This is a genomic window from Propionivibrio pelophilus DSM 12018, from assembly GCF_059569095.1.
Genome location: NZ_JCANUT010000002.1, coordinates 147,313 through 159,699, shown reverse-complemented (window position 1 = coordinate 159,699; position 12,387 = coordinate 147,313). Strand labels below are relative to the sequence as shown.

The window sequence follows — 12,387 nt, the reverse complement described above, 5'->3', positions numbered from 1 at the left end:
AATGGGCGACCCGCGCCTGTGGCAACGTGCGCGGGAAGTGACTGACTTCGACACCCCCGAGTTGCACGGGCTGATCGCCGATATGGAAGACACCATGCGTCATTTCGAGGGCGTTGGCCTTGCCGCGCCGCAAATCGGCGTCGGGCTGCGGGTGGTGATCTTCGGTTTCGAGGCCAGCGGGCGTTACCCGGACGCCGAGAGCGTGCCGCGCACTGTCCTGATCAATCCGACACTTACTGCACTCTCGGAAGAAACCGAGGACGGCTGGGAAGGGTGCCTCTCCGTTCCCGGCTTGCGTGGAGTGGTTTCCCGCTGGCAGCAGCTCAGGTATCAGGGATTCGATCAGTACGGCGATCCGATCGACAGAACCGTGAACGGGTTTCATGCCCGTGTCGTCCAGCACGAATGCGACCATCTGGACGGTGTCCTGTATCCGATGAGAATGGATGATTTCCGCCGGTTCGGCTTTACCGACGTGCTCTTCCCCGATCTCGATTCAGGATCCGAATGAACAGCCCTAGGGGATTCCCCTACGATTTCAACTGATTCAGGAGTTCCGTTTCGAGCCTGATACGGCTGGAAGCTTCCCCGAGATCACCGTCGGTGATCAGGAAGGTGTCTTCGACGCGCTCGCCGAGCGTGACGATCTTGGCTGTATGCAGGTTGGCGCCGTGTGCTGCGATCACTTGGGCGACCGTGTAGAGCAGACCCGGACGGTCTGCTGCGCTGACGGAAAGGACAAACTGCGCCCCTTTTTCGTCGTTCTCGATGGTGACCTGCGGCTGAATCGGAAAATGCTTGACCTGCCGAGATATCCGCCCTGACGCCGGTGCCTCCGGCGGCCCTTGATGAATCAGCCTGTCCTTCAGTTCATGCTCGATGTAGTTGATCATGCTGCGATCGCTGTCACGCCCGGTGACGTCGAGCATGATGAAACTGTCCAAGGCGTAGCCATGTTTCGTCGTGTGGATACGCGCATCGAGAATGTTGTAGCCGGCCCGGCCGAAGAAGCCGACCAAGCGTGCGAACAAATCGCGCTGGTCGCGGGTGTAGGCCATGACTTCGATGCCGTCGCCATGGGGGTTAAGGCGTGCCTTGACGACCGGCTCCTCGCTGTTGATGCGGTAGTGCAGGGCGCGCGTGTGCCAGGCGATTTCCTCGGCGGAATGCCGCAGGAAGTAAGCGGTGTCGAGTTGGCTCCACAGCTGCTCGTGCGCGGACTCATGGATGCCGTGATAAAGCATCAGGCGAACCGCTTCGGCCTTGCGTTCCTGGATGATTCCCTGTGCCGGGACTTGACCACCAGAGAGCAGGAGACGCCGCGTCTGGTTGAACAACCCCTCCAGCAACTGGCCTTTCCAAGAATTCCATACTTTCGGGCTGGTACCCCGGATATCGGAGACCGTCAGCAGATAGAGAGCGGTCAGGTGACGTTCGTCTTTCGCTATTTTGGCGAACGCGGCGACGACGTCCGGATCGGAAATATCTTGCTTTTGAGCGACGTTGGACATCACAAGGTGATTTTTAACCAGCCAGACGATCAATTCGGAGTCCTCTTCCGACAATCCGTGCTCGCGGCAGAACTCCTCTGCATCGATCGCGCCAAGCTCGGAATGGCCACCGCCGCGTCCCTTGGCGATGTCGTGGAATAGGGCGGCGATATACAACAGCCAAGGGCGCTCGAATTCGCTGATCAACTGGCTGCAGAACGGATATTCGTGAGTAAATGCGGAATCGGAAAAACGCCGCAGGTTGCGCAACACCTGCAGGATGTGCTGGTCCACGGTGTATACGTGGAACAGGTCATGTTGCATCTGCCCCACGATCGTCCCGAATTTCGGCAAATAGCGGCCGAGAATGTCGAACTGGTTCATGCGCCGCAACTCGTGGAGGACACCTCGCTGCTGCTTGAATATCTCGACGAAGCGTTCCTTGTTCAGCGGATCGCTGCGGAAATCGTCGTCGATCAGCTTGCGTGCCCGCCATAGCGACCGGATCGTTCTCGCCGTCAGCCCCTTCAGTTCGGAATGCTGCGCCATGATCAGGAAGGTTTCGAGCATCGCCCCCGGGTGTTGGCTGAACACCCGCTCGTGCATGACATCGAGCAACTGGTGCGCATTCTGGAAGCGCTCGTTGATCGGCTGCGGTGCCTGCTCTGGCGGGGGGAAGATCGCGGCGCCCATGTTCTGCAACAGAATCGTGTTCAGTTGCATGATCGTCTTGGCCGTGCGGTAGTACTCCTGCATGAGCTGTTCGCTGGCCCGCTTCGCCGGCGTGGCTTCGAATCCGAGCTGTTCAGCCAGTGCCGTTTGATAGTCGAAGAGCAAGCGGTCTTCACGTCGCCGAGCATGGAAGTGCAGGTGAATGCGCAATTGCTGGAGGAAGCGTTCCCGTCGCTCCAGCCCTTGCTCTTCCTGGTAGGTGATGAACCCGTGGCGCTTGAGATCCTTCCAGCTGTTGCCATAACCGGTCGCCTGCGCAATCCACAGTATGGTTTGCAGGTCGCGCAGCCCCCCCGGGCTGTCCTTGCAATTCGGTTCGAGGCTGTAGGGAGATTCGTGATAGCGCCGGTAACGTTCTTCCTGTTCGATGCGTTTGGTGTGGTAAAACGCCTGTGGATCAAGGTGGTTCTTGAATTCCGAGACCATCCGGGTGAACAAGGCGTAATTGCCGATAATCAGGCGGGCTTCGACCAGCGCTGTTTGCACTGTCAGGTCGCCTTCTGCCTCCTTGAGGCAGTCTTCCACGGTTCTGACGCTGTGGCCAATTTCCAGGCCGATATCCCAGAACAGCCCTACCAGTTGCTCCAGTTGTTCCGCCAACACGGCGTCCGGGTCAGCGGGCAGCAGGATGAGCAGATCGATATCCGAATACGGCCACAATTCGCCCCGGCCGTACCCACCGACCGCCGCCAGCGCGAGGCTGTCCGAGAAGTGCAGTTCCGTCCACAGATCACGAAGCACTTCATCAACCAGATGACTGCGTTCGTAAAGCAGTCGGGCCGGATCAGGATCCTGGTTGTACTGCTCGCGCAGTTCTTGTTGACCTTTCTGAACCCTCGACTTGTAGCGGGAAAGCAAATCTGATCGGGCTGCAGAATCGAGTTTCATGGGGTCATTCAATCCATTCAGGCGGCGGGCGCATCCCGTCGGAGACAGTGAGAATTTCGTAGCCCGTTTCGGTGACGAGAACGGTATGTTCCCACTGCGCCGAGAGGCTGTGGTCCTTGGTGACGACGGTCCAACCGTCCGCGAGTGTGCGGATCGCGGCTTTGCCGGCGTTGATCATCGGTTCTATCGTGAAGATCATGTTCGGGCGTAACGCGACACCGGTGCCCGGTTGTCCGTAGTGAACGACCTGCGGATCCTCGTGAAAGCTGGCTCCAATTCCGTGTCCGCAAAACTCGCGTACCACCGAAAAGCCGGCAGCCTCGGCGTATTGCTGGATGACGTGGCCGATATCCCCCAGATGTGCGCCCGGGCGAACCTGCTCGATCCCTTTCCACATGCAATCGAACGTGACATCGCACAGTCTTTTTGCCTGGATCGATGCCTCGCCGACCACGAACATCCGGCTGGTATCGCCGTGATAACCGTTCTTGATCGTGGTGATGTCGATATTGACGATGTCGCCATTCTTCAGTTGTCGTTCGCCGGGAATGCCGTGACAGATCTGATGGTTGACTGACGTGCAGGTCGATTTTGGATACGGCTTGTAGCCCGAAGGGGTGTAGTTCAGCGGGGCGGGGATGCAGCCCTGCACATCGACCATATAGTCATGGCAGAGCTTGTCCAGTTCGCCGGTCGTCACGCCGGGTCTGACGAAAGGCGCGATGTAGTCGAGTACTTCTGCGGCGAGCCGGCAGGCAACCCGCATTTTTTCGATTTCGTCGGGAGTTTTCAGAATGATGCTCATGTTGGCGACGCTGGCCGGGCAAAAGGCGAAGAATAAAGTAACGAACCGCCTTAAGCAATTTTATGGCCGGTTGAGCGAAGCGAGATCAACGGAAGAGTCGATCCGCAACGGGGAGGAAATCGGTGGCCGGGACAGCTCCCGGCCCGTACAGCGCTATTTTCAGGCGTTTACTTGCAGTTCGACTCAAGGAACGAGCGTGCCTTCGCAATTTCCTGGCTACGCTGCGCATCGTCCATGAAATATCGTTCGCCTTTTTCGTCCCGCAGCGCGACTCGCTCGCCGGATTCGAGCAACTGGAGTTGCCGGTGTGCGTTGTTGCAGTTCTCCTGCTTGTCAGCGGCAGCGGCTTCCTCCTTGCGGGTCTTTCCGGCAAGATCCTGTGATTCCTTCTGCCTTTTTCGGAAGTCCATTTCGCGTTCGGCAAGCGATTTTTGCGTCGGCGCACTGGTTGAGGAGGTGCCGGCGCCAAATTTTTTCTGCGCTTGAACTGCGCCAACGGGGGGCTTGTCGGAGATTACAGTTTTCCCCTTCTCGTCCTTCCATTGGTAAATCTGTGCGTGGGCCGAGAAGGTGATGGCGGCTACTGCGGCAAGGAGAGCGATTCGTTTCATGGCGGTCCTGAGTCAAGGAGCATGCTGTATAATATGTTTTTGTGACATCGGATTATAGGCCATGCGTGTAATTCAAAAGGCTCTCACGTTTGACGACGTCCTGTTGGTGCCTGCTCATTCCACCGTTTTACCTCGCGATGTCGGCCTCCAGACGCGCCTGACTCGCAACATCTCCCTCAACATGCCCCTGGTTTCGGCCGCCATGGATACGGTGACTGAAAGCCGGCTGGCGATCACGCTGGCGCAGGAAGGTGGCATCGGCATCGTCCACAAAAACCTTTCGCCGAAAGCGCAGGCCGCCGAGGTGTCCAAGGTCAAGCGTTTCGAATCAGGCATCCTGAAGGATCCGATTACGGTCCCGCCAACGATGTCGGTACGCGATGTGGTGGAACTTGCCAGACAGCACAAGATTTCGGGTTTTCCCGTCCTTGACGGCGCTGTAGTTGTCGGAATCGTGACCAACCGGGATCTGCGTTTTGAAACCAGTCTCGATCAGCCTGTTCACAACATCATGACGCCGAGGGAGCGACTGGTTACCGTCAAGGAAGGTGCAACCGTCGAGGAAGGGAAAGCACTGATTCACAAGCACCGCCTGGAGCGAGTGCTGGTTGTCAACGACGCATTCGAGTTGCGTGGGTTGATTACGGTCAAGGACATTATCAAAACGACCGAACATCCGGATGCATGCAAGGATCCGCTCGGTCGCTTGCGTGTCGGTGCTGCCATCGGTGTCGGCGCGGGAACCGAAGAGCGAGCCGAGTTGCTCGCAGAAGCCGGTGTCGATGTGATCGTTGTCGATACGGCTCATGGACATTCCCAAGGCGTTCTCGAGCGTGTGCGTTGGGTCAAGAACAATTTCCCGTCGATCGAGGTGGTCGGCGGTAATATCGCAACGGCAGATGCAGCGATGGCACTCATCGATCATGGGGCCGATGGAGTCAAGGTCGGAATCGGCCCGGGTTCGATCTGCACGACGCGGATCGTCGCGGGCGTCGGGGTTCCCCAGATCACGGCTATTCAGATGGTTTCGGACGCGCTGAAGGGAACCGGCGTACCGTTGATTGCCGACGGCGGGATTCGCTACTCCGGTGATATCTGCAAGGCGATTGCGGCCGGCGGTCATTGCGTCATGCTCGGCGGCTTGTTTGCCGGTACCGAAGAGGCTCCCGGCGAAGTCGAATTGTTCCAGGGGCGCTCGTACAAGTCCTATCGCGGCATGGGTTCGATCGGGGCAATGGCCGATGGCGCGGCAGATCGCTATTTCCAGGACGGCTCGGCCAATATCGACAAGCTGGTTCCGGAAGGGATCGAGGGCCGCGTTCCCTACAAAGGCTCAGTTCTGGCGGTGATTCACCAGTTGATGGGCGGCTTGCGTTCTTCGATGGGGTACCTCGGTTGCGCAACGATTGCCGACATGCACGAGCGTGCGGCCTTCGTCGAGATTACGTCTGCCGGCGTGCGTGAATCGCATGTCCACGACGTCCAGATCACCAAGGAAGCCCCGAACTACCACGTCGACTGATCGTTCATTTCTCCGAAGGGCGGCTTGCGAGCCGCCCTTGTTTATTCAAGGCGCGAAAATGGCTCACCAGAAAATCCTCATCCTTGACTTCGGCTCCCAAGTTACCCAACTGATCGCCAGACGGGTCCGTGAACAGCGGGTCTATTGCGAACTGCATCCCTACGATGTCAGCGAGGATTTCGTTCGCGAATTCAAGCCGAACGGCATCATCCTCTCCGGCGGTCCGAACTCCGTATACGAAGCCGAAGAGTGGCGTGCGCCGCAGGTCGTTTTCGAGTTGGGCGTGCCGGTGCTCGGAATCTGCTACGGAATGCAGACGATGGCCCAGCAACTCGGCGGCAAGGTCGAGAGTTCCGGGAAGCGTGAGTTTGGCTACGCCGAAATCAGGGCGCAAGGTGATTCCAGCCTGTTTCACTCGATCCAGGATCGCGTCGCGCCGGATGGCAGCGCCTACCTTGACGTCTGGATGAGCCACGGCGACAAGGTGACCGAGATGCCCTCAGGCTTCAAGGTGATCGCCGGCAATGACTCCTGTCCGATCGCCGCGATGGCTGACGAATCGCGCAAGTTTTACGCGGTTCAGTTCCACCCGGAGGTGACGCATACCCTCAAGGGCAAGGAAATCTTCGCGCGTTTCGTCCACGAAATCTGCGGTTGCGGGCACGACTGGAACATGCCTGATTACGTGGAGGAAGCGATCGCCAAAGTGCGCCAGCAGGTCGGGACGGAAGAAGTCATTCTCGGACTGTCCGGCGGCGTTGATTCTTCTGTCGTCGCGGCCCTGCTGCACCGTGCCATCGGCGATCAGCTCACCTGTGTTTTTGTCGACAATGGCTTGTTGCGCCTGAACGAAGCGGAGCAGGTCATGCAGACCTTCGCGCGCAATCTCGGTGTGAAAGTCATCCATGTGGATGCCACCGCCCAGTTCATGGGCCATCTCTCCGGCGTGGCTGACCCAGAACAAAAGCGCAAGATCATCGGTCGCGAGTTCGTCGAGGTTTTTCAGGCCGAAGCCAGCAAGCTGCCCAACGCCAAATGGCTGGCCCAAGGCACCATCTATCCGGACGTAATCGAATCGGCCGGATCGAAGACAAAAAAGGCGCATACCATCAAGAGTCACCACAACGTCGGCGGCTTGCCCGAGACGCTCAACCTGAAGCTGCTCGAACCGCTGCGCGAGCTGTTCAAGGACGAAGTGCGCGAACTCGGCATCGCATTGGGATTGCCGCACGAGATGGTCTATCGCCATCCGTTCCCCGGACCGGGGCTGGGCGTCCGCATCCTTGGTGAAGTCAAGAAGGAGTACGCCGATCTGCTGCGCCGCGCCGACGCCATCTTTATCGACGAGCTTCGCGCCGCCGACTGGTACGACAAGACCAGCCAGGCCTTCGCTGTATTTCTCCCGGTAAAATCGGTCGGCGTGATGGGCGACGGGCGTACCTATGAATACGTTGTGGCTCTCCGTGCCGTCCAGACGCAGGATTTCATGACCGCGCACTGGGCCGAGTTGCCGCATAGCTTGCTCGGCAAGGTGTCCAACCGGATCATTAATGAAGTACGCGGAATCAACCGCGTGGTGTACGACATTTCCGGAAAGCCGCCGGCCACTATTGAGTGGGAATAGCCGTTTCGGCAGTTGTTGACTTGCCTCCGGCGCCTGTTGGGGTTAGTACCCCGCAAGCGCTATAGGGCGACCGGTCAGCAGCAAATTGCCTGTTGTTGATGCAGTACTTCGAAAAGGCTTCTGGCAGGGATCGGCTGGAAGTAGTGATATCCCTGCATCGTCGTACAGCCGCACTGCTCGAGATAGCGCGCCTGCACTTCCGTTTCGACACCTTCCGCGATGAGGTTGAGCCCCAATCCCTTGGCAATCGAGATGATGGCCAGAACGACGGGGAAATGCCCGTCCTCGCGCTGGATTTCCTTCACGAACGACTGGTCGATCTTTACCGTGTGAATGGGGAAACGGTGCAGGTACGAGAGTGACGAATATCCCGTCCCGAAATCGTCAATGGCCACGCTGACGCCGATCTGACACAGGCGTGTCAGTTGTTCGTTGACGTGCTGCGGGTTGCGGATGCAGATATTTTCAGTAATTTCGACTTCGATCTGCTTCGGCGGAATGCCATATTGCGGCAGCACCTGGCGCATGCGTTCGGCGAAGTCTCCCCGGTCAAGATACTGCGGCGAGACGTTCATCGATATGCGAATCGGGGCAAGCCCTGCCTGCGCCCTGTCACGCATGTCCTTGCAAACTGCCTGGAGCATCCAGTCGGTGATCGGAATCATCAGTCCGTGCTCTTCAGCAAAAGGCAGGAATTCGCCGGGCGAGAGCACCCCACGTTCGGGATGATTCCATCGAATCAGCGCCTCCGCTCCCGAAATGCATCCTGTCGCGACGTCGACTTGCGGCTGGTAATACATCACCAGCTCATTCTGCTCCAGCGCCCGCCGGATGCTCTTTTCCAGCGTCATCTCGCGATAGGTTGCGTCGTACATGGCTTCTTCATAGAAGGCATGGCCGTTCTTGCCCTGCGCCTTGGCGTGGTACATCGCCATGTCGGCATGGCGCAACAGTTCATCAATCGACTCGCCGTCTTCCGGATAGACCGAGATACCGATACTCGCCGAGATATGAAACTCGCTGCCTTCAAGCACAAACGGTAGCCGCAAGGCTTCGAGGAATTTTTCCGCAATGAGTTCGGCGTCGTTTTTTTCGCGCAATTCCGGCAACACGACGGTGAATTCGTCGCCACCGAGGCGGGCCAGCGTGTCGCCGCGCCGCAGGCAATTTTTCAGACGGCTAGCGACCTGCTGCAGCAATTCGTCGCCCTTGACGTGCCCCAAGGTGTCATTAACCAGCTTGAACCGGTCGAGGTCGATGAACATGACCGCCAACCCGCAGCGGTTACGCTTGGCCTGGATGACGGCGAGACCCAGGCGATCCTTGAAGAGAACCCGGTTGGGAAGATCGGTGAGGATGTCGTGGTAAGCCTGATAGGAAATCATCGCTTCGGCGCGCTTGCGCTCCGTGACGTCGCGCGCCACGCCATAGGTTCCGAAGAACTCGCGCTGTTCGGGGTCGGCTCCGACGGCGTACATGCCCATCGAATTGAACGAGATGGTCATGAGCGTGTTTTCGAAAGTCAGATCCTGCTCGTTGCCCAGATTGCTTTTCAGACGCAGTTCAACGTTCCGCGACGCGCGCTGTCCCACTCGCCGCTCGTTGAACACGTAGCGCGCTCGTTCGAGATCCTCGTCGTGGACCAGTTCCGAATAATGCTTGCCGATCAACTCGGATGGCGCGAAACCGAGTAGCTGCAGGACGCGATCGTTGATGAAGGTGAACCGCCCGTCCCCGTTGAGCGTGTAGATGATGTCCGGCGAACTGTCGACCAGATAGCGGTAAAGCTTTTCCGAACACTCAAGTTGCCAGGCAATGTTGTGATTTTCGTTTTCCAGCTGCTTTTGCTTCAGTGCGTTGTCGACGGTCGTCAGCAATTCTTCCCGGGTATGTGGTTTGCGCAGGTAGTCGTAGGCGCCGCGTTTCAGTGCGCCAATTGCTGCATCGATCCCCGTATCGCCGCTCAGAACGATAACTTTCGTGTCGATACCGCGGGTATTGATGACATCCATGATCTCGTGCCCGCTGTAGTCAGGCAGGCGAAGATCCAGCAGTGCGAGGTCGAATTTCGTTTGTTCCAGATGACCGATGGCTTCTGAACCCGTTGATGCCGTCACCAGTTGATAGCCGCGCCCCTTGAGCAACTCGCACAGGCTATTCAGCAGCATCGGTTCATCATCGACCAACAGCAGACGTGGACCACACTCTCCAGCCCCAAGAGTCCTTTGTGACTGGTTGTTTCCCAGCGCGACTACCAGAGCGGCAGAATCATCAGTCGAAATCATGTTCATGGTTGTCTCACGCGGGATGTCCGGTTTATGTGTCCTGATTCACGCTTCCGCGAACAGGTAGCAACAATTCAAACTTGGTCCCTCGGGCGCTGCTTCGGCAGGAGATCAACCCCTGATGCTTCTTGACAAGGCCGTGCACGATACGCAGCCCGAGCCCTTGATGTCCGTCGCCTTTCGAGCTTTCTAGCGGGTGGAAGAGATGGCTCAGGATCTCCGGGGGAATCCCGGGGCCGTTGTCGATGACGCAGACCTCGACATACAGGGAGCCGTCCCTGTTCACGTGGCCATTGTTGACGATCTGGATTTCCCCGGCCGAATGAACGGCCTCGACGGCATTCTTGACGAGATTGACCAGGATCTGCTTGAGCGTGTCCGGTGGAATGTCGATTTCGGTCGGATTGTCCTGTGTCTGGGCGACGATCTTTACGGAAGCGGGGACATATTCGGTATCACGGAATAACCGCGCCACATCGCGGATCACCCGATTGACTTCAGCGAAGGCATCCGGTGTTGCCGGTTTCAGATCGGCGAGTCCGCGAACGATCTGGCTGACACGGTCGATTTCCTGGTTAAGTATCGATATCTCGTTGGAAACAAGTTCTTGCTGCTCCAGTTTGCTGTCAAGCACACTCAGGTAATTCTTGATGATCGACAATGGGTTGTTCACTTCATGGACTATCTTGCGCGAGGCTTCCTGATATTCCGCGACGACATCGGCCACCCGCTGCGACGCCTCGTTGCTTTCGTCAAGCGCACTCCCCAACGCAGACGCAGCTTGTTCCCCAAACGACTTCAGGAAACGCTCACGCTTACGCAGGCCAGACACCTGCCACGCAGCAACGCCACCGACCAGCACTCCGAGACACCGGCTCCGGAAGGCGAGCGGGAGACAAACCAGCGAGTCGCAACGGAGGATGCGCAACAGTTGCTCTTCAGTAACACCGAGCGGATTGCCATTGGTCACGATGAACGCCATGCGCCGCTGCATGGCCGCTTCGGCGACGGGGCCGCCGCGCGACAGTGTGACGGTGAATTCCTTGAGGCGTTGCTTGTCTTCCCCGAGCGGCATGCCGACAAGGTGTTTTCCGTCTCCGTTCATCAGGAGGATGGCCGTATCCTCGAAATCGAACAGGATCCGTGCCGAACGCGCCATGGCTTCCAGCAACTTCGCCTCGCCCTGCCTTGGCGCAAGGAGGCGCCGGGCCTCGGAGGTCAGTACCAAATTGAGTACTTCTTCCGACAATTGTTTTTCGGTAGCACTGGTTTCAGTACGGGCCGGTTCGGGTTCGCAGGCCGTCGGAAGGTCGATATCCTTCGCGCCGGTCAGGTCGATGCCAAGATAGGCGGCTGCCCTTTCGACCTTCTCAGTGGCGCCTGAAGCAATTCGCGACAGGTCTTCCTCGTTGATTTCACACAACGACGCAGCCTCCCGGACGGACAGGTCGCTGGCGTCGTAAATACTCATGAGATGGGCTAGCCGCACGACCCGAATCAATGGATGGGTGTTTTCCAGCCGGGAGACCGGGTCGTGGTGATAAAGCACACTGTCGGAAAGGAAGGAATCAAGGTTCCAGCGTTCGATGAGCCAGGCACCTGCTTCCTGATGGGTGATCTTGAACGTCTGTTCTTCAATCTCGGAAAGGGTCTCGTCGTCCTTGGCAAGAAAATTGGCAGCGTACTCTTTGTTCGCTGCCGACAGTAGTGCCAAACGACCGACGTCATGCAGCAGGCCGGCGAGATAAGCTTCCTCAAGATGCGGATACTTCATCGCTGCGGCAATCTCTCGCGCCAGGACCGCGGACGACAAGGAGTGCTTCCAGAAGGAGCGCAGGTCCGTACTGCTCGAATGGGAGAAATTGTTGAACACCTGCAGAACGGATTCACTGATGACAAGCGTCTTGATCATTTCAACGCCAAGTGTCATCAGCGAGTGTTCAAGCCCGACCTTTCGATTGTTGCGGTGATACGCCGAACTGTTCGCAATGGCCAGAATCTTCCCGGCCATCCCGGCATCCTTGGAAATCAGTTCCGCCAGTTCGGACATTCCGACGTCGTCGGACTGACATTGCTCGATCAGTTTGAGAAGAATCTGCGGCATCGCCGGCAGACGTGCGACGAGCAATCGATGGTGAATATCTGATTCTTTTTCGTACATGTTGTTTGCCCAGAGCGTCATGTAATGCTGCAGACCATGCGATGACGCCCAAGCTCTCCCTGATCGAAAATTTATCTGTCCATCTGTAAAGCCGCACCTATAACTAACTGCATATGCCAAAGCTAATATACAAAAATGAACAGATGTACGCCAGCGTGAAATCGTGATCTGGCGGCGAATCAGCCGTCGTCGTTGTATTTACGCCCGGATACTGCCAGAAAAGCCGTAGTAATAGCTACGGCAGCAGGAAGGAGAACTGAAGAAGGATG

At 57.6% G+C, this 12,387-nt stretch carries 8 protein-coding genes; 3 read left to right on the top strand and 5 right to left on the bottom strand.

Annotation, left to right across the window (positions count from 1 at the left end):
- The first annotated feature begins 1 nt into the window (after position 1).
- Positions 2–511 (top strand): peptide deformylase, encoded by a 510-nt coding sequence (def, locus tag BO74_RS02085; protein WP_496439654.1) that lies wholly within the window; start codon positions 2–4, stop codon positions 509–511.
- A 19-nt stretch (positions 512–530) separates the two neighbouring features.
- Here def and BO74_RS02080 read toward each other — a convergent pair whose 3' ends face one another.
- From BO74_RS02080 to BO74_RS02070, 3 genes are all read right to left on the bottom strand, one after another.
- Positions 531–3,110, bottom strand: a complete 2,580-nt coding sequence (locus BO74_RS02080; RefSeq protein ID WP_496439653.1) for a [protein-PII] uridylyltransferase — start codon at positions 3,108–3,110, stop codon at positions 531–533.
- Positions 3,111–3,114: 4 nt separating this feature from the next.
- The gene (gene map, locus BO74_RS02075) at positions 3,115–3,915 is read right to left on the bottom strand and encodes a type I methionyl aminopeptidase (RefSeq protein WP_496439651.1); all 801 of its coding nucleotides are present in this window, start codon (positions 3,913–3,915) and stop codon (positions 3,115–3,117) included.
- 167 nt (positions 3,916–4,082) lie between these two features.
- The gene (locus tag BO74_RS02070) at positions 4,083–4,526 is read right to left on the bottom strand and encodes a DUF4124 domain-containing protein (protein WP_496439650.1); all 444 of its coding nucleotides are present in this window, start codon (positions 4,524–4,526) and stop codon (positions 4,083–4,085) included.
- 61 nt (positions 4,527–4,587) lie between these two features.
- Between BO74_RS02070 and guaB the strand changes: the two genes are divergently transcribed.
- Both guaB and guaA read left to right on the top strand, forming a co-directional pair.
- On the top strand, positions 4,588–6,048 hold the full coding sequence (guaB, locus tag BO74_RS02065) for an IMP dehydrogenase (protein WP_496439649.1): 1,461 nt from the start codon (positions 4,588–4,590) through the stop codon (positions 6,046–6,048).
- 58 nt (positions 6,049–6,106) lie between these two features.
- Positions 6,107–7,672 (top strand): glutamine-hydrolyzing GMP synthase, encoded by a 1,566-nt coding sequence (gene guaA, locus BO74_RS02060; protein WP_496439647.1) that lies wholly within the window; start codon positions 6,107–6,109, stop codon positions 7,670–7,672.
- Positions 7,673–7,746: 74 nt separating this feature from the next.
- Here the strand turns inward: guaA and BO74_RS02055 are convergent, their stop codons facing one another.
- Together BO74_RS02055 and BO74_RS02050 are read right to left on the bottom strand one after the other, a co-directional pair.
- On the bottom strand, positions 7,747–9,957 hold the full coding sequence (locus BO74_RS02055) for a sensor domain-containing protein (protein WP_496439755.1): 2,211 nt from the start codon (positions 9,955–9,957) through the stop codon (positions 7,747–7,749).
- A 31-nt stretch (positions 9,958–9,988) separates the two neighbouring features.
- Positions 9,989–12,139, bottom strand: a complete 2,151-nt coding sequence (locus BO74_RS02050) for an HDOD domain-containing protein (RefSeq protein ID WP_496439645.1) — start codon at positions 12,137–12,139, stop codon at positions 9,989–9,991.
- Positions 12,140–12,387 lie beyond the last annotated feature (248 nt).

What these genes read in the sequence shown, in the direction of transcription:
- def (WP_496439654.1), top strand. Translation starts at nt 2, where the DNA reads ATGGGCGACCCGCGCCTGTGGCAACGTGCGCGGGAAGTGACTGACTTC.
- BO74_RS02080 (WP_496439653.1), bottom strand. Translation starts at nt 3,110, where the DNA reads ATGAAACTCGATTCTGCAGCCCGATCAGATTTGCTTTCCCGCTACAAG.
- map (WP_496439651.1), bottom strand. Translation starts at nt 3,915, where the DNA reads ATGAGCATCATTCTGAAAACTCCCGACGAAATCGAAAAAATGCGGGTT.
- BO74_RS02070 (WP_496439650.1), bottom strand. Translation starts at nt 4,526, where the DNA reads ATGAAACGAATCGCTCTCCTTGCCGCAGTAGCCGCCATCACCTTCTCG.
- guaB (WP_496439649.1), top strand. Translation starts at nt 4,588, where the DNA reads ATGCGTGTAATTCAAAAGGCTCTCACGTTTGACGACGTCCTGTTGGTG.
- guaA (WP_496439647.1), top strand. Translation starts at nt 6,107, where the DNA reads ATGGCTCACCAGAAAATCCTCATCCTTGACTTCGGCTCCCAAGTTACC.
- BO74_RS02055 (WP_496439755.1), bottom strand. Translation starts at nt 9,957, where the DNA reads ATGATTTCGACTGATGATTCTGCCGCTCTGGTAGTCGCGCTGGGAAAC.
- BO74_RS02050 (WP_496439645.1), bottom strand. Translation starts at nt 12,139, where the DNA reads ATGACGCTCTGGGCAAACAACATGTACGAAAAAGAATCAGATATTCAC.